Origin of the sequence: Pseudomonas gingeri, from assembly GCF_013385635.1 — a bacterium.
In the GTDB taxonomy this organism is placed as follows: domain Bacteria; phylum Pseudomonadota; class Gammaproteobacteria; order Pseudomonadales; family Pseudomonadaceae; genus Aquipseudomonas; species Aquipseudomonas gingeri_A.
Map to the genome: position 1 here is coordinate 189,639 of NZ_JACAPR010000010.1, position 17,788 is coordinate 207,426.

Below are 17,788 nucleotides of genomic sequence, written 5' to 3' on the forward strand. Positions count from 1 at the left end.
TTTTCTATTGCGCGTGTTGCTTAGGCTTGAACGACCGGGATCTTGGCGTTCGCTGCGGCTTCACGGAACTCGGCGATCTGGTCGAAGCTGAGGTAGCGGTAGACATCGGCAGCCATGCTGTCGATCTTGCCCGCGTACTCCATGTATTCCTCGACGGTCGGCAGGCGACCCAGGATCGATGCCACGGACGCCAGCTCGGCCGAAGCCAGGTAGACGTTCGCGCCGTCGCCCAGACGGTTCGGGAAGTTACGGGTCGACGTCGACACCACGGTGGAGTTCGGTTCTACCCGTGCCTGGTTACCCATGCACAGCGAGCAGCCCGGCATTTCCATGCGCGCGCCAGCCTTGCCGTAGATGCCGTAGTAGCCTTCCTCGGTCAGCTGGTGAGCGTCCATCTTGGTCGGCGGCGACAGCCACAGGCGAGTTGGCAACTGCCCCTTGACCTGATCCAGCAACTTGCCCGCAGCGCGGAAGTGGCCGATGTTGGTCATGCAGGAACCGATGAACACTTCGTCGATCTTCTCGCCGGCAACGCTGGACAGCAGGCGGGCATCGTCCGGGTCGTTCGGCGCGCAGAGCACAGGCTCCTTGACGTCGGCCAGGTCGATTTCGATGATTTCGGCGTACTCGGCGTCCTTGTCGGCTTCCAGCAGCTCAGGGTTGGCGACCCAGGCTTCCATCGCCTGTGCACGACGCTCCAGGGTGCGGGCATCGCCGTAGCCTTCGCCGATCATCCAGCGCAGCAGGGTGATGTTCGACTTCAGGTACTCGGCGATCGACTCTTTCGACAGCTTGATGGTGCAACCGGCGGCGGAACGTTCGGCCGAGGCGTCGGACAGTTCGAAAGCCTGTTCGACGGTCAGGGTTTCCAGGCCTTCGATTTCCAGGATGCGGCCGGAGAAGGCGTTCTTCTTGCCTTTCTTCTCGACGGTCAACAGACCTTTCTGGATGGCGTAGTAAGGGATGGCGTGGACCAGGTCACGCAGGGTGACGCCTGGCTGCAGCTTGCCCTTGAAACGCACCAGGATGGATTCAGGCATGTCCAGTGGCATCACGCCAGTGGCGGCGGCGAAAGCCACCAGACCTGAACCGGCCGGGAACGAGATGCCGATCGGGAAGCGGGTGTGGGAGTCACCACCGGTGCCGACGGTGTCCGGCAGCAGCATGCGGTTCAGCCAGCTGTGGATGATGCCGTCGCCCGGACGCAGGGAAACACCGCCACGGGTCATGATGAAGTCAGGCAGGGTGTGGTGCGTGGTGACGTCGATCGGCTTCGGATAGGCCGCGGTGTGGCAGAACGACTGCATGACCAGGTCGGTGGAGAAGCCCAGGCAAGCCAGGTCTTTCAGTTCGTCGCGAGTCATCGGGCCAGTGGTGTCCTGGGAACCGACGGTGGTCATCTTCGGCTCGCAGTAGGTGCCAGGGCGAACGCCTGTCACGCCGCAGGCCTTGCCGACCATTTTCTGCGCCAGGGTGTAGCCTTTGGTGCTTTCTGCCGGGGCTTCCGGCAGCTTGAACAGGGTCGAAGGTGGCAGGCCCAGTTCGGCACGCGCCTTCTCGGTCAGGCCACGGCCGATGATCAGCGGGATACGACCGCCGGCACGGACTTCGTCGAGCAGTACCGGAGTCTTCATTTCGAAGGTGGCCAGGACTTCATCGCTGTTGTGCTTGGTGACTTTGCCAGCATGCGGGTACAGGTCGATCACGTCGCCCATGTTCATGTTGGTGACGTCGAACTCGATTGGCAGTGCGCCAGCATCTTCCATGGTGTTGTAGAAGATCGGGGCAATCTTGCTGCCGAAGCAGAAGCCGCCTGCGCGCTTGTTCGGCACGTAGGGAACGTCGTCACCGAAGAACCACAGTACCGAGTTGGTTGCCGATTTACGCGACGAACCGGTACCGACCACGTCACCGACGTAGGCGATCGGGAAGCCGTCGTTACGCATCTGCTCGATCTGTTTCATCGGGCCGATGGCGCCTTGCTGGTCCGGAACGATGCCGTCACGGGCCATTTTCAGCATGGCCAGGGCGTGCAGCGGGATGTCAGGACGCGACCAGGCATCTGGAGCAGGGGACAGGTCGTCGGTGTTGGTTTCGCCGGTGACCTTGAACACGCGCAGGCTGATCTTGTCGGCCAGGGTCGGGCGGTTCTTGAACCACTCGCCATCGGCCCAGGACTGGATCACGGCCTTGGCGTGGGCGTTGCCGTTCTTGGCTTTTTCCGCGACGTCGTGGAAGGCATCGAACATCAACAGGGTGTGCTTGAGTTGCGCGGCGGCAACCGGTGCCAGCTCGGCGTCGTCCAGCAGGTCGACCAGGGTCACGATGTTGTAGCCGCCTTGCATGGTGCCGAGCAGTTCAACAGCGCGTTTCTTGTCGATCAGGGGGGATTTGACTTCACCCTTGGCCAGGGCGGAAAGGAAACCAGCCTTGACGTAGGCCGCTTCGTCCACTCCAGGTGGAACGCGGTTGGTGATCAAGTCAACGAGGAAAGCTTCTTCGCCAGCCGGGGGATTCTTCAGCAGCTCGACCAGGCCTGCGGTTTGTTCGGCGTTAAGCGGCTGGGGCACGATACCCAGGGCTGCGCGCTCTTCGATATGTTTGCGGTAGGCTTCAAGCACAGTTATTACCCTCATCAGTGGTCCCAAATGGGTGTCCGGGACGCTCATCCAGAAATGCTCGACTCTCATGCGCTGCAGGGCTTTTTGAGCCGTTTAGCCAGAGGTTCGGAGATTTCCAACAGAAGCTGTTTTCAAAGTTTTACGCCTTCGGAACGGGAGCAGATGAGGGTCGGCACAGGGACTTCCTGGCGGAAATTCCTGCGCCAACGCCGTTCTTCAGGATCAACTGTGCTCGTGACGCTTTGAAAACAGCTTCCAACGGACATTGGCGCCTAAAAAGGCAGGCCGATTCTACGGCATATTCCAGAGAAAGGTAAGTTAAGCCCTACAGGTTCGGGGGTGACCCTTCTTAGACAAAGGGCTAACATGCGGACCTGTTTAGCTTTTCCGCGTGTTTCCCGCCCATGTCCAATCAGACCATCAAGACTCCCTGCGTCGGCCTCTGCTCCACTGTTTACGGTGATCTGGTGTGTCGCGGCTGCAAGCGCTTCCACCATGAAGTGATCCACTGGAACGGTTACAACGAGGAGGAGAAGCGTGCGGTCTGGCTGCGTCTGGAACAGTTGCTGGTGCAGGTGATGGTGGCCAAGCTGGAGGTGTTCGATCCGGTCAGGCTGCGCGAGCAACTGGAAGCCCGCAAGATTCGCTTCGTGCCGCATCAGTCGGAATATTGCTGGGCTTATCAATTGATTGCCCGCGGCGCCCGGGTGATCAGCCAGCTGGATGCCTATGGCATGGTGTTGCTGCCGGAGTTCCGCGACTGGAACCTGCCCGAACTGCGCGATGCCATTGATCGGGAATTTTTCCTGCTGTCCGAAGCACACTACCAGCGTTACATCGCGCCGGGGTTTCTCAAGGACGCGTTCGGCGCCTGAGAAACCTGTCGCGGGCCTGCGGTTCCTGCTTTCGCGCAGGCTTCAACCCCTGGCCAGTTCCTCCAGGTGATCGGTGATTTCCTGGGTCTTGAGCACCAGGACATCGCTTTCCAGTGAGTCCAGGACCACTTCGGCGGTATTGCCGATCAGCGCCCCCGAGATCCCGTTGCGCGCCACCGTACCGATGACCGTGACCGCCGCGCCGAGCTTGTGGGCCATGTGCGGGATCAGCACATCCGCGGGGCCTTCGGCGACGTGCAGGTGTTCGTCGTCGACATCGAACTCCGCCTGGAAGGCCCGGCACTGATCGCGATAGCGGGCCTCGATGGTTTCCTTGAGCTGATATACCGGGTCGGCGGCCGAGAGCATGGGCGAGGGGTGCGCGGTGATCACGTGCAGTCGGCCTTTGGCGAGGCTGGCGATGTCATAGCCATGATCGATGATATTGGCATGCAGGTGCCGGTGTTCTTCGTCCGAGTTGCCGACATCCACTGCGGCGAGGATCACCCCGCCGGCCCATGGCGTTTCGGTCTTGACCATCAAGACCGCGCAGGGGCAGAAACGCAGCAGTTTCCAGTCTGATGGCGTCAGCAAGGCCTTTTTCAGCGGGCTGTCCGGGCGGTGTTGCTTGATCACCAGCCCGCAGCCTTCGGCCTGTTGTACGCCGATGATGGTGTCGTGCAGGGTCTTTTCCCAGGCCTGTTCCGCGGTGGCGCTGTAGCCGTCGTCATGCAGTTGGCTCTTGAGCAGCGAGAGCAGGGCGCTGTGATCATGCTTGGGGTCGCACATCAGCAGGTGCAGGTGCGCATCCGTGACCTTGGCGATCAGTTTGGCCCGATTGAGCGCCAGGCTGTGGGCGTGTTCAGGGTCGAGTATCACCAGAATGCTGCGGATGGCTTGCATGATCGGGTTTCTCCGAAGGGGCTGAAGGCGACGTATACACAACTATAGTTGCACTGCGCCGACTCTGAACTTGATGCATATCAAGGCAGGTGGCTGGTGGTCCTGCCCGGGACCCGTATAATCGGCGACCCTGAGTTGCCTGATTCCCTTCTGTCCTGCGAGCCCGTGTCTGTGAGCCCCATGTTGCCGATTCTTTCGTTGTTCGACCCTGCGTGCCCCGTACTGGCGGGAGCCTTCCTGTGAGTCTGCCGGAAATCCATGAATTCCTCGGCTGCCGGACGCCGGACGGTTGGGTGCGAGCGGCGCTGGCCGACCAGGAAACGCTGCTGATCGACCACAAGAACTGTGAGTTCAAGGCGGCGAGCACGGCCCTGAGCCTGATTGCCAAGTACCACTCCCATGTCGACCTGATCAACCTGATGTCACGGCTGGCCCGGGAGGAACTGGTGCATCACGAGCAGGTCATGCGCCTGATGAAGCGTCGCAAGATCGAACTGCGGCAACTGTCCGCCGGCCGCTACGCCTCGGGACTGCGCAAGGTGGTGCGCAGCCACGAGCCGGTGAAGCTGGTGGATACCCTGGTGGTCGGCGCCTTTATCGAAGCGCGCAGTTGCGAGCGTTTCGAAGCCCTGGTGCCGCATCTTGACGAAGAACTGGGCAAGTTCTACTTCGGCTTGCTCAAGAGCGAAGCGCGGCATTTCCAGGGCTATCTGAAACTGGCCTATCAATACGGCGATGCCGACGATATCGGCCGGGTCATCGAAAAAGTGCGGGCGGTCGAACAGGAACTGATCGAGTCGCCGGATATCGAGTTCAGGTTCCACAGCGGTGTGCCCGCCACGGCTATCGCTTAGGCACGAACCAGTTTTTCCAGCGCCGCATCGGCCAGGAACGACGATCGGCTCTTGATCTGGTGATCGCGTACATAACGGTCGATGCGCTGGATCACGAAACCGGGAAGGGTGACGTTGACCTTCTCGGTCTTGCCCAGATAGGGCGATATATCCAGCTCCAGCATGCCCCAGCCCATATCGGCGAAGTCGGGGTTCTTCCGGTGCGAAAGCGACGAGGAGGGCATGGGGATCGGTTGTCCGTCCGACGCGATTTCCTCGAGCATTATATGGGCGACCTCGATGGCGGCATTATAAGCCTCCTCAAAAGTGTCGCCGGCAGTCACGGCGCCGGGAATATCCGGAACCTGGATGCCAATGGCGGTGTGTTCATCACCCCATTCAATGGCGATGGGATATTGCATGAGCTCCTCCTTCGTAACTGGGTTCATAGCAGGCCCGCCCGTTTTCTGATGCTTCTGATAGTTCCGAGTGGCAGATCCTTCTTGGGATGTGGCACGGGAATCGAATGAGGGTTGGTGCTGTGAACGAACACATGATGACTACCCTTGATTCGTTGCAGCATCCAGCCGGCGGCCTCCAGTTCGGCGATCAAATCCCTGCTCTTCACCTATGACTCCTTTTTCGGGTATGTCAGGGAAGCCTAGCTGTTGCTCTATCAGACATCGGTTTTAAAGGTGTGTCTAGAGTTATCTTTTTGAGGGGCGTGCCGTTCGTCACGTAGTGGGTGAGACGATCCCAAAACCCTGCTGTTCAGCCCATTTTCTTCTAAGCCCATCCCTCTTATGCCTGAGCGTCCCCGGGGCAGGCCTTTTATCGGGTCAATACAAAGCTTGCTAACAATTACTTTGACATTCGCTGCCTAAGCAGTAATATCCATCCAACTCTCTGCCTAGGCAGCTTTCCTGGTGACCCTATGAAGCATTTCTTGCCGGACGACTTCCACAACTGCCATCTCGGTCTGCTGCTCGGCCGCGCGGCCTTGCTCAAGGATCGGATCATCGACACCCACATGGTCCCGTACGGCATCACCGCCGCGCAGTTCAAGGTGCTGATCATCATGGCCCAGTTCGGTGTCGATTCGCCGGCCGAACTGTGCCGCCACCTGTCCCTGGACAGCGGCTCGATGACACGGATGCTCGACCGTCTCGAACAGAAGGATTTGCTCGCCCGGCAACGCTCCGAGGGCGACCGCCGCCAGGTTCGGCTGGTGCTGACGGCGCAAGGACAGGAACTCGCGGACCGGCTGCCGGAGATCGGTGCCGATGCGATGAACGAACTGGCGGGAGCGATTACCCGGGAGGAGTTGCAGACCCTGGAAAATATTCTCAAGAAGGTTTTGCTGGCAGCCGGTGATTCGATCATCGAGTTGCGGCTGGGTGGTAAAAATGAACAGTAAAACCTTGCGTGGCGGTTTGAGTCTGGTGTTCCTGGCGATGGCCCTGGCGGGCTGTGCCAGTTACCAGGGACTGACGACTTCGGGTGTCAGCCTCGAGGCGAAAAACCTCAAGGCCGAGCAATCCCTCAAGGGCATCACCCTGTCGCCGGCGGCCTGGCCCAGCAGCGACTGGTGGAAGAGCCTCGGCGATCCGCAACTTGACGGCCTGATCCGCGAAGCCCTGCGCGACAGCCCGGACATGCAGATTGCCAGTGCCCGGACTCACCAGGCGACCGCTGCGGCCTATGCCGCCGATGCCGCGCGCCTGCCGACCCTGGACGCCAGCGCCGGTGTCAGTCGTTCGCGTCTGGCACGGGACCAGGACCCGAGCGGGCAGGGTGGCACCTACGATACCGTGCGCAAGGCGGGTCTCGACTTCAACTACACTTTCGATCTCTGGGGTGGGCAGCGGGATGCCTGGGAGGCCGCACTCGGCCAGGCCCGGGCCGCCGAAGTCGACCAGCAGGCGGCACGCCTGACCCTGTCCGCGGATGTCGCCCGGGCCTACAGCAACCTGGGCGAGGCACATATCGTCCATGACCTGGCCAACGACGATCTCAAGCGCACCCGGCAGTTGCTCGAACTCGGCCAGCGTCGCCTGAATGCCGGGATCGACAGCCATTATCAGTACCAGCAAACCGAAAGCCTGGCCGCCAGTTCCGAAGAGCAGGTGATCGACGCCCGCAGGAAATTGCAGAGTGCCAAGGTCGCCCTGGCCGTGCTGCTGGGCAAGGGCCCGGATCGCGGCAATGAAATTGCCCGGCCGAAGATCCTTCAGCCCGGCGCGGTCGCCCTGCCGTCGACCTTGCCGGCGGAGCTGCTGGGACGGCGTCCCGATCTGGTGGCGGCGCGCTGGCGTGTCGAAGCCGCGAGCAAGGATATTGCTGCCGGCAAGACCCGTTTCTACCCGAACCTCAACCTGAGTGCCGCGGCCGGTACCGAATCCCTGCTGGGCGATGCACTGTTCGGTTCGGCCAGCCGTTTCTTCAGTATCGCCCCGACGGTTTCGCTGCCGATCTTCGACGGCGGCCGCCTGCGCGCCGGCCTTGATGCCAAGGACGCCGATTACGACCTGGCGGTGGCGCAGTACAACAAGAGCCTGGTCAAGGCACTCGGTGATGTCAGTGACACGATCCAGCAGTTGCGGGCCATGGGCCAGCAGGTCGTCGCCCAGCAGCACGCGGCCGATATCGCCCAGGAATCCTACAACACCGTGGTCCAGCGTTACGGCTCGGGCATCGGCAACTACCTGGATGTGCTCACCATCGAGCAGACCCTGTTGCAGTCCCAGCGCCAGCTGGCGGACCTGAATGCCCAGCAGATCGATCTTTCCATTCAACTGATGCAGGCCCTGGGCGGCGGATTCCACGTCGAGAACATTGCCTCGAACACAGCAAACCCGGCCGCACAGCCCCATTAATTCAAGGTACTTGCCATGGCTACCCCTGCCGAAACAAACGCTGTTGAAAACGCCCCTGATACCGGCAACTCCGGCAAACGCAAGGTCATGCTCTCGGTGCTCGCCCTGTTGGTGATCGTCGGTGGCCTGGCCGTCTGGGGCTGGCATGAGTTCTACGGACGCTGGAGCGAAAGCACCGACGATGCCTACGTCAACGGCAACGTGGTGGAAATCACCCCGCTGGTCACCGGTACGGTGGTGAGTATCGGTGCCGACGACGGCGATCTGGTCCACGCCGGCCAGGTGCTGCTGAACTTCGACCCGAGCGATGCCCAGGTCGGCCTGCAAAGTGCCGAGGCCAATCTGGCCAAGACCGTGCGCCAGGTTCGTGGCCTGTATAGCAATGTCGATGGTATGAAGGCCCAGGTCGTCGCGCAGCAGGCTGCCGTGCAGAAAGCCCAGGACAACTTCACCCGCCGTAAGAACCTCGCTGCCGGCGGGGCGATCTCCCAGGAAGAGCTGTCCCATGCCCGTGATGACCTGACCTCGGCCCTGAGCGCCCTGAGCAATGCCCAGCAGCAACTCAACACCATCAATGCGCTGGTGGACGATACGGTGGTGTCCAATCACCCCGATGTCAAAGCCGCGGCCGCCCAACTGCGTCAGGCCTACCTGGCGAACGCCCGGACCACCCTGATCGCGCCGGTGACCGGTTATGTCGCCAAGCGCACCGTGCAACTCGGCCAGCGTGTCCAGCCGGGGACCGCGCTGATGGCGGTGATTCCGCTGGACCAGTTGTGGATCGATGCCAACTTCAAGGAAACCCAGCTGCAACAGATGCGTATCGGCCAGCCCGTGGATATCGAGGCCGACCTGTACGGCAGTGATGTGAAGTACAGCGGTACCATCGACAGCCTCGGCGCCGGTACCGGCAGTGCCTTTGCCCTGTTGCCGGCGCAGAACGCCACCGGCAACTGGATCAAGATCGTCCAGCGCGTACCGGTGCGGATTCATATCAACGCCGAAGAACTGGCCAAGCACCCGCTGCGGGTCGGGCTGTCGACCCAGGTCGAAGTCAATCTGCATGACCAGAGTGGTCCGGTGCTGGCCCAGCAACCGCCGCAAAAGGCCTCGTTCACCACCAACGTCTACCAGCAGCAACTGGCGGATGCCGATGCGGTGATTACCCGGTTGATCCATGAAAACAGCGCCGCGACGACCAAAACCGCGCAACGCTGAGTCGCCAATCCCCGGCTGCGACCCTGGTGGTCGCAGCACCTGCCTCGTTCCAAAGGATTCGCGATGAGTTCGAACGCGTCTTTTACCCCGCCCAGTCTTTTGCTCAGTACCATCGGCCTGTCGCTGGCGACCTTCATGCAGGTGCTCGATACCACCATCGCCAACGTTGCGCTGCCGACCATTTCCGGCAACCTGGGGGTGAGTTCGGAGCAGGGCACCTGGGTCATCACCTCCTTTGCCGTGAGCAACGCGATTGCCCTGCCGCTGACCGGCTGGCTGAGCCGGCGTTTCGGCGAGGTGAAGCTATTTATCTGGGCCACGCTGCTGTTTGTGCTGGCCTCGTTTCTCTGTGGCATTTCCACGTCGATGCCCGAACTGGTGGGCTTCCGGGTCGTCCAGGGCCTGGTGGCCGGGCCGTTGTACCCGATGACCCAGACGCTGTTGATTGCCGTGTATCCGCCGGCGAGGCGCGGCATGGCCCTGGCGTTGCTGGCGATGGTCACGGTGGTCGCGCCCATTGCCGGGCCGATTCTCGGTGGCTGGATCACCGACAGCTACAGCTGGCCGTGGATCTTCTTCATCAACGTGCCGATCGGCATCTTCGCCACCATGATCGTGCGCCAGCAGCTCAAGGCGCGTCCGGTGGTGACCAGTCGCCAGCCGATGGACTATGTCGGCTTGCTGACCCTGATCATTGGCGTCGGCGCGTTACAGGTGATCCTCGACAAGGGTAACGACCTGGACTGGTTCGAGTCGAACTTCATCATTATCGGTGCGGTGATCTCGGTGATCGCCCTGGCGGCCTTCGTGATCTGGGAGATGACCGACAAGCATCCTGTTGTCAACCTGCGCCTGTTTGCCTACCGCAACTTCCGGATCGGCACCATTGTCTTGATCCTGGGCTATGCCGGGTTCTTCGGCATCAACCTGATCCTGCCCCAGTGGCTGCAGACCCAGATGGGCTACACCGCGACCTGGGCCGGGCTGGCGGTGGCGCCGATCGGTATCCTGCCGGTATTGATGTCACCTTTTGTCGGCAAATACGCCAACAAGGTCGACCTGCGCCTGCTGGCGGGGATTGCGTTTCTGGCGATGGGGCTGAGCTGCTTTATGCGGGCCGGCTTCACCAATGAGGTGGACTTCCAGCACATAGCCCTGGTGCAGTTGTTCATGGGCATCGGCGTGGCACTGTTCTTCATGCCGACCCTGAGCATCCTGATGTCGGACCTGCCGCCGCAGCAGATCGCCGACGGTGCCGGCCTGGCCACGTTCCTGCGTACCCTCGGGGGCAGCTTCGCGGCGTCGCTGACCACCTGGATCTGGATTCGTCGCGCCGACCAGCACCATGCCTACCTGAGTGAAAGCATGACCCCATTCGATCCGGCGACCCGCAGTGCCCTGGACAACCTCGGTGGGGCGGGCAGCCAGGCCTATGGTCGGCTGGACCAGATCCTCACCAGCCAGGCGTACATGCTCTCCACCGTGGATTATTTCACGCTGTTGGGTTGGGGGTTCATGGGCTTGATGCTGCTGGTGTGGCTGGCCAAGCCGCCGTTCGCGGCCAAGGCCGGGCCCGCGGCGGCGGGACACTGACGGCGAGGTACTGCGGGGCACTGGGGCGAGTTACTCATGTGGCGAGGGGGCTTGCCCCCGCTGGGGCGCGCAGCGGCCCTAAAGCCCGTCACCGCGTCGTAATGGACAGAACGAGGTGGTCGGTTTTACGGCTGCTGCGCAGCCGAGCGGGGGCAAGCCCCCTCGCCACAAGGGATTCTGTTCTCAGGCTGACGGCATGAAATCGAAAGGCGCCAACTGGAACCCCTGCTCATCCACCTGCAAGGCCCAGCCCTGGCGATCCCAATCCCCCAGCACGATGCGTTTCGCCGCCTGCGCGCCGAGTTGCAGCTTGTGGATGGCGGGGCGGTGGGTATGCCCATGGATCAGGGTGTGCACGCCATACTGTTGCATGATCCGCGGGATTTCCTCGGGGGTCACGTCAACGATGTCGTTGGCTTTCATGCGGGTCTGGGCACGGCTTTCGCTGCGCAACTTGCGGGCCAGCCTGTGCCGGGTGCGCAGTGGCAGGTGCCGCAGGATAAACAGCGTGAGCGGATTGCGCAGGTAGCGCCGCAGGCGCATGTAGGCTTCGTCGCGGGTACACAGGCTGTCGCCGTGCATCAGCAGCACCGGTTCGCCATTCATCTGCACCACGCTCGGATCTTTCAGCAGGGTGGCTCCGGCGGCCTTGCAAAAAGCCGTGCCGAGCAGGAAATCGCGATTGCCGTGCATCAGGAAAATCGGGGTGCCGCCATCGCTGACCTCGCGCAATGCGGCGCAGATCGAACGCTGGAACGGGCTCATGGCATCGTCGCCGATCCAGGCTTCGAAGAAGTCGCCGAGGATGTACAACGCTTGTGCCGAACGGGCGCGCCCGGCGAGGAAATCCAGAAACGCCCGGGTGATGTCCGGGCGCTCCTCTTCCAGATGTAAATCTGAAATCAGCAGTATCACTCAACGATCTCGGCTTTCTCGATGATCACGTCGTCTGCTGGAACATCCTGGTGGCCGGCTTTCATGGTGGTGGAGACACCCTTGATCTTGTCGACCACGTCGGTGCCTTCAGTCACTTTGCCGAATACCGCGTAGCCCCAGCCCTGAGTGGTCTTGGCGCTATGGTTGAGGAAGCTGTTGTCGGCGACGTTGATGAAGAACTGCGCGGACGCCGAGTGCGGCTCCATGGTGCGGGCCATGGCCACGGTGTACTTCTCGTTCGGCAGGCCGTTGTCGGCTTCGTTCTGGATGCTTGGGCGCTTGTCTTTCTTTTCCTTCATGCCTGGCTCGAAACCGCCGCCCTGGATCATGAAGTTGCCGATGACGCGGTGGAACACGGTGTTTTCGTAGTGGCCGGCCTTGACGTATTCAACGAAGTTGGCAACGGTCAGCGGGGCTTTCTCGGCGTTCAGCTCGAGCACGATGTCGCCGTGGTTGGTGGTCAGTTTGACTTGAGTCATGGTAGCTATCGCTCTATTCAGGGAATTCTTGGAACTGCGGCGGAGCCCGATAACGGTTCACGCCACAACCTGGCCGGGGAGTTTAACGTGCTCTTCGGGCATTTCGAGGGGTTTTTATCCCGACGGTATTAAAAGCAGCCGTTTTCCGGGTGGCCCTGTCAGGGGCTTGACAGGTTCGGCTATGATAGGGGCTTTGATTGACTCGGCCTATCCGGGCCACGCACTTGTCACGTCCAAGGATCTTATGAGCAAGCCCACTGTCGACCCTACTTCGAACGCCAAGACCGGCCCGGCTGTCCCGGTCAACTTCCTGCGCCCGATCATTCAGGCCGACCTGGATTCGGGCAAGCACACCCAGATCGTCACCCGTTTCCCACCTGAGCCCAACGGCTACCTGCACATCGGCCATGCCAAGTCGATCTGCGTGAACTTCGGCCTGGCCCAGGAGTTCGGCGGCGTCACGCACCTGCGTTTCGACGACACCAACCCGGCCAAGGAAGACCAGGAATACATCGACGCCATCGAGAGCGACGTCAAGTGGCTGGGCTTCCAGTGGGCCGGTGAAGTGCGTTACGCCTCGCAGTATTTCGACCAGTTGCATGACTGGGCGGTCGAGTTGATCAAGGCCGGCAAGGCCTATGTCGACGACCTGACCCCCGAGCAGGCCAAGGAATACCGTGGCAGCCTGACCGAACCGGGCAAGAACAGTCCGTTCCGCGAGCGTTCGGTGGAAGAGAACCTCGACTGGTTCGCCCGCATGAAAGCCGGCGAGTTCAAGGATGGCGAGCGCGTATTGCGGGCGAAGATCGACATGGCCTCGCCGAACATGAACCTGCGTGACCCGATCCTCTATCGCATCCGTCATGCCCACCACCACCAGACCGGTGACAAGTGGTGCATCTACCCTATATACGACTTCACCCACGGTCAGTCGGATGCCATCGAAGGCATTACCCACTCGATCTGCACCCTCGAGTTCGAAAGCCATCGTCCGCTCTACGAGTGGTTCCTCGACAACCTGTCGGTGCCGTGCAAACCGCGCCAGTACGAGTTCTCGCGGCTGAACCTGAACTACACCATCACCAGCAAGCGCAAGCTCAAGCAACTGGTGGACGAGAAGCATGTCAACGGCTGGGACGACCCGCGCATGTCGACGCTGTCGGGTTTCCGCCGTCGCGGCTACACGCCGAAATCCATCCGCAATTTCTGCGAGATGGTCGGCACCAACCGTTCCGATGGCGTGGTGGACTTCGGCATGCTGGAATTCAGCATCCGTGACGACCTCGATCACAGCGCCCCGCGTGCCATGTGCGTGCTGCGTCCGCTGAAAGTAGTCATCACCAACTACCCGCAAGGCCAGGTCGAGAACCTCGAGTTGCCATGCCATCCGAAGGAAGACATGGGCGTGCGCCAGTTGCCCTTCGCCCGCGAGATCTACATCGATCGTGACGACTTCATGGAAGAGCCGCCCAAGGGCTACAAGCGCCTGGAGCCGACCGGTGAAGTGCGCCTGCGCGGCAGCTATGTGATCCGTGCCGACGAAGCCATCAAGGATGCCGAAGGCAATATCGTCGAGCTGCGCTGCTCCTACGATCCGGACACCCTGGGCAAGAACCCCGAGGGTCGCAAGGTCAAGGGCGTGATCCACTGGGTGCCGGCAGCGGCCAGCATCGAGTGCGAAGTGCGTCTGTACGATCGCCTGTTCCGCTCGCCGAACCCGGAGAAGGCCGAAGACAGCGCAAGTTTCCTGGACAACATCAACCCTGACTCCCTGCAGGTCCTCACGGGTTGTCGTGCCGAACCTTCGTTGGGCAACGCACAACCGGAAGACCGTTTCCAGTTCGAGCGCGAAGGTTACTTCTGCGCGGATATCAAGGACTCGAAACCTGGCGCCCCGGTATTCAACCGTACGGTGACCCTGCGCGACTCCTGGGGTCAGTGATCAGTTAAGGAACGTTTTGTGCTAACCATCTACAACACGCTCACCAAGAGCAAAGAAGTCTTCAAGCCGCTGGATGGCAACAAGGTACGCATGTATGTCTGCGGGATGACCGTGTACGACTACTGCCACCTGGGCCACGGCCGCAGCATGGTCGCTTTCGACCTGGTGACCCGCTGGCTGCGTTTCAGCGGTTATGACCTGACCTATGTGCGCAACATCACCGACATTGACGACAAGATCATCAATCGGGCCAACGAGAACGGCGAATCGTTCGAAGCGCTGACCGAACGCATGATCGCCGCGATGCATGAGGATGAGTCGCGCCTGAACATCCTCAAGCCGGACATGGAGCCACGGGCCACCGATCACATTCCGGGCATGCACGCCATGATCCAGACCCTGATCGACAAGGGTTACGCCTACGCGCCGGGCAACGGGGACGTGTACTACCGCGTCGGCAAGTTCATGGGCTACGGCAAGTTGTCGCGCAAGAAGATCGAAGACCTGCGCATCGGTGCGCGGATCGAGGTCGACGAGTCGAAACAGGATCCGCTGGATTTCGTCCTGTGGAAAGCCGCCAAGCCGGGCGAGCCGAGCTGGGAGTCGCCTTGGGGCGCCGGACGTCCGGGCTGGCATATCGAATGCTCGGTGATGTCCACCTGCTGCCTGGGCGAGACCTTCGACATTCATGGCGGCGGCAGCGACCTCGAGTTCCCGCACCATGAAAACGAAATCGCCCAGAGCGAGGCGGCCACCGGCAAGACTTACGCCAATGCCTGGATGCACTGCGGCATGATCCGCATCAATGGCGAGAAGATGTCCAAGTCCTTGAACAACTTCTTCACCATTCGCGACGTGCTGGACAAGTACCATCCGGAAGTCGTGCGTTACCTGCTGGTGTCGAGCCACTATCGCAGCGCGATCAACTATTCGGAAGACAACCTCAAGGATGCCAAGGGCGCCCTGGAGCGTTTCTACCACGCGTTGAAAGGTCTGCCGAACGTGCCGGCAGCCGGCGGCGAAGCCTTTGTCGAACGTTTTACCCAGGTGATGAACGACGACTTCGGTACGCCGGAAGCCTGTGCGGTACTGTTCGAGATGGTGCGCGAGATCAATCGCCTGCGCGAGAGCGATCCCGAGGCGGCGGCCGGTCTGGCGGCGCGCTTGAAGGAGCTGGCCAGCGTGCTCGGTGTCCTGCAGTTGGAGGCCGATGACTTCCTGCGGGCGGGCGCCGAAGGGCGGGTCGATGCGGCGGAAGTCGAAGCCCTGATCCAGGCGCGCCTGGCAGCGCGAGCCAACAAGGACTGGGCGGAGTCCGACCGTATCCGCGACCAGATCACCGCCATGGGGGTGGTGCTGGAAGACGGCAAGGGCGGCACGACCTGGCGCGTGGCTGACTGAGCAATACCTTGAGTTGACCGTTTGGCTGATCGTTCCCAGGCTCCGCGTGGGAACGTCGTCCAGGACGCTCTGCGTCCGCCTTTGTGGGGTCAGCTCAGAGCGTGGGAACGATCAACGCGGTCCTTGTAGGCGTCGGGCTTGTCCGCGATCACCGCGCAGCGGTGCGATCCTCTTACTGCTGTCGCAGGCGCTTGTACAAGGTGTTGCGACTGACCCCGAGTTGGCGGGCCAGGTGGGAAATATTCCCGCCGGAGGCCTTCAGCAACTGGTTCAGGTCCTCGACGTTTTCCAGCGCCTGCGCAATGGGCAACGGGACCGATTCTTCAGCGTTCAGGCCGAGGTCGACGAAGAAATCATCCGGCAGATGCTCGGCACGGATCGGCTGGTCTTCGGCCATCGCCAGGGCTACCTGGATCACGCTGTCGAGCTGGCGGATGTTGCCGGGCCAGGGGTGGCGGTCGAACAGTGCCAGTACCTCGCGGCTCAGTCCGGCCCATTGCGGGCTTTCCCGATGCCGTTCCCAGATGTGCTGGAACAGCGCCTGCTTGTCGGCGCGCTCGCGCAAGGGCGGCAGCTCCAGGGTCAGGCCGCCGATGCGGTAGTACAGGTCTTCGCGAAACAGGCCGTTCTGTATCTGCTGGCGCAACGAACGGTTGGTTGCCGAAACCAGGCGGATATCCACCGGATAAGCTTCGCTGCTGCCCACCGGCTGTACGCAACGTTCCTGCAATACCCGCAGCAAGCGGGCCTGGGTCGGCAGCGGCATGTCGCCGATTTCATCGAGAAACAGCGTGCCCTTGTCAGCCTTGCGGATCAGTCCGATATGGCCTTTCTGGTTAGCGCCGGTGAAGGCACCTTTCTCGTAGCCGAACAGCTCCGACTCCACCAGCTCCGCCGGAATGGCCGCGCAGTTCACCGCGATCAGCGGCTGTGCGGCCCTTGAACCGGCCTGGTGCAGGGCCTTGACGAAGACTTCCTTGCCGACCCCGGTCTCGCCGTGAATCAGCAAGGCAATGCCTTTTTCCTGCAGGCGTTCCGCCTGGCGTATGGCTTTCTCCACTCGATCGTCGCCCCAATGCAGGGCCTTGAGGCCTGATCGGTCGGTCGGAGTCTCGGTTCGGGTTTTGGCTTCGGTAAATACCCGCGGCTTGATCGGCGTGTACTTCGGCCGCTTGAGCAGGCAATGGAAACGGTTGCGACCCGCCGCCTGCAGGGAAAACGGCAGGCCTTCCGGCTGGTTGAGCAGTTCCAGCAACGAGACATTGAACAGACTGTCGATGCCGACCCGTGACAGGCTGATGCCCAGCAGGTTATCCGCGCGGCGATTGGCCGACAGTACCTGGCCGTTTTCATCGAAGATCAGCAGCCCGGCCCACTGGCTGTCGAGGTTGTTCAGCCCGGTGTTGAACACCAGTTGGAAATGTTCGCCCTTGAACAGGTTGAGGATCAGACGGTTCTCCACCGTCTGGCTCATCATCTTGACCATGCCTAGGGTGTGGGAGGGCGGCAGGTAGCTGTCGCTGGACACATCCAGCACGGCGATGACCTGCCGGCTGGCATCGAAGATCGGTGCCGCCGAGCCGGTCATGAAGCGGTTGGCCTTGAGGAAATGCTCGTCGTGCTCGATATGCACCGCCTGCTCGCAGGCCAGGGCGGTACCGATGGCATTGGTGCCGGTGTAGTGCTCCTTCCAGCTGGCGCCGGGGCTGAAGCCGCGCAGCAACTGGGGCTCGATAAAGCGCTGGGTGCCCCAGGAGGTAAGGACCTGGCCCTGATTGTCGGCGAGCATGATCAGGCAGTTGGAGTTGCTGAGGATGTTCTCGTAGTACGGCAGCACTTCCTGGTGCGTGGTCTGCACCAGTGCCTGCTGGCTGTCCAGAAGTTGTGCGACTTCGTTGGCCGGTAGCTGGTCGAACGCTGGCGCGGACTGATGGCTCAGGCCGAAGCGGCGGCAGCGGCTCCAGGAGTCCTGGATGATGGTGTCGTGACTGAGAGGGGCAACGGCCATGGCTGTCGATCTCCGGGGTGCTTTATTGTTTTTGTTGTGGGCGGCCGCGATCGAGCCAAAAAGCATTTATCCAGTGTTGTTCACATTTGTTCATTGTCAACCA

15 protein-coding genes are annotated in these 17,788 nt (G+C 61.4%); 8 read left to right on the forward strand and 7 right to left on the reverse strand.

What is annotated here, in order from left to right:
• Window positions 1-20 precede the first annotated feature (20 nt).
• Window positions 21-2,621, reverse strand: coding sequence for a bifunctional aconitate hydratase 2/2-methylisocitrate dehydratase (acnB, locus tag HX851_RS11185; RefSeq protein WP_177056641.1), 2,601 nt, complete (start codon window positions 2,619-2,621; stop codon window positions 21-23).
• 404 nt (window positions 2,622-3,025) lie between these two features.
• Between acnB and HX851_RS11190 the strand changes: the two genes are divergently transcribed.
• Complete coding sequence (locus HX851_RS11190; protein WP_177056503.1) at window positions 3,026-3,496, forward strand: DUF1289 domain-containing protein; 471 nt, start codon at window positions 3,026-3,028, stop codon at window positions 3,494-3,496.
• Between the two features lie 42 nt (window positions 3,497-3,538).
• Here the strand turns inward: HX851_RS11190 and HX851_RS11195 are convergent, their stop codons facing one another.
• Window positions 3,539-4,399 carry a universal stress protein gene (locus HX851_RS11195; RefSeq protein WP_177056502.1) on the reverse strand — a complete coding sequence of 287 codons (861 nt, stop codon included), beginning with the start codon at window positions 4,397-4,399 and terminating at the stop codon, window positions 3,539-3,541.
• Window positions 4,400-4,638: 239 nt separating this feature from the next.
• On the opposite strand from HX851_RS11195, the gene HX851_RS11200 reads away from it, so the two are divergent.
• On the forward strand, window positions 4,639-5,253 hold the full coding sequence (locus HX851_RS11200; protein ID WP_177056501.1) for a MiaE family protein: 615 nt from the start codon (window positions 4,639-4,641) through the stop codon (window positions 5,251-5,253).
• Here HX851_RS11200 and HX851_RS11205 read toward each other — a convergent pair.
• The gene (locus tag HX851_RS11205; protein ID WP_017129568.1) at window positions 5,250-5,654 is read right to left on the reverse strand and encodes a type II toxin-antitoxin system HicB family antitoxin; all 405 of its coding nucleotides are present in this window, start codon (window positions 5,652-5,654) and stop codon (window positions 5,250-5,252) included. The genes HX851_RS11200 and HX851_RS11205 overlap by 4 nt on opposite strands.
• 23 nt (window positions 5,655-5,677) lie before the next feature.
• Entirely contained in the window at window positions 5,678-5,860 is a 183-nt protein-coding gene (locus HX851_RS11210; RefSeq protein ID WP_017129567.1) for a type II toxin-antitoxin system HicA family toxin, read from the reverse strand.
• Window positions 5,861-6,166: 306 nt separating this feature from the next.
• Between HX851_RS11210 and HX851_RS11215 the strand changes: the two genes are divergently transcribed.
• The 4 genes from HX851_RS11215 (at window position 6,167) to HX851_RS11230 (ending at window position 10,919) form a co-directional block, all read left to right on the forward strand.
• On the forward strand, window positions 6,167-6,649 hold the full coding sequence (locus tag HX851_RS11215) for a MarR family winged helix-turn-helix transcriptional regulator (protein ID WP_177056500.1): 483 nt from the start codon (window positions 6,167-6,169) through the stop codon (window positions 6,647-6,649).
• Entirely contained in the window at window positions 6,639-8,108 is a 1,470-nt protein-coding gene (locus HX851_RS11220) for an efflux transporter outer membrane subunit (RefSeq protein ID WP_177056499.1), read from the forward strand. The genes HX851_RS11215 and HX851_RS11220 overlap by 11 nt, the downstream gene beginning before the upstream one ends.
• A gap of 15 nt (window positions 8,109-8,123) precedes the next feature.
• Complete coding sequence (locus HX851_RS11225; RefSeq protein WP_177056498.1) at window positions 8,124-9,326, forward strand: HlyD family secretion protein; 1,203 nt, start codon at window positions 8,124-8,126, stop codon at window positions 9,324-9,326.
• Between the two features lie 63 nt (window positions 9,327-9,389).
• Window positions 9,390-10,919, forward strand: coding sequence for a DHA2 family efflux MFS transporter permease subunit (locus tag HX851_RS11230; RefSeq protein WP_177056497.1), 1,530 nt, complete (start codon window positions 9,390-9,392; stop codon window positions 10,917-10,919).
• 183 nt (window positions 10,920-11,102) lie between these two features.
• Here the strand turns inward: HX851_RS11230 and lpxH are convergent, their stop codons facing one another.
• Window positions 11,103-11,834: a UDP-2,3-diacylglucosamine diphosphatase gene (gene lpxH / locus HX851_RS11235; protein ID WP_177056496.1), complete on the reverse strand. Its 732-nt coding sequence runs from the start codon at window positions 11,832-11,834 to the stop codon at window positions 11,103-11,105.
• Window positions 11,831-12,334 (reverse strand): peptidylprolyl isomerase, encoded by a 504-nt coding sequence (locus HX851_RS11240; protein WP_177056495.1) that lies wholly within the window; start codon window positions 12,332-12,334, stop codon window positions 11,831-11,833. Before HX851_RS11240 ends, lpxH begins: the two co-directional genes overlap by 4 nt.
• 244 nt (window positions 12,335-12,578) lie before the next feature.
• On the opposite strand from HX851_RS11240, the gene HX851_RS11245 reads away from it, so the two are divergent.
• Window positions 12,579-14,276 carry a glutamine--tRNA ligase/YqeY domain fusion protein gene (locus HX851_RS11245; RefSeq protein ID WP_177056494.1) on the forward strand — a complete coding sequence of 566 codons (1,698 nt, stop codon included), beginning with the start codon at window positions 12,579-12,581 and terminating at the stop codon, window positions 14,274-14,276.
• Window positions 14,277-14,294: 18 nt separating this feature from the next.
• A complete protein-coding gene (gene cysS / locus HX851_RS11250) occupies window positions 14,295-15,677 on the forward strand; it encodes a cysteine--tRNA ligase (RefSeq protein WP_177056493.1) in 1,383 nt (460 codons plus the stop codon).
• A gap of 172 nt (window positions 15,678-15,849) precedes the next feature.
• On the opposite strand, the gene HX851_RS11255 is transcribed toward cysS, so the two are convergent.
• On the reverse strand, window positions 15,850-17,685 hold the full coding sequence (locus HX851_RS11255; RefSeq protein ID WP_177065363.1) for a sigma-54-dependent Fis family transcriptional regulator: 1,836 nt from the start codon (window positions 17,683-17,685) through the stop codon (window positions 15,850-15,852).
• Window positions 17,686-17,788 lie beyond the last annotated feature (103 nt).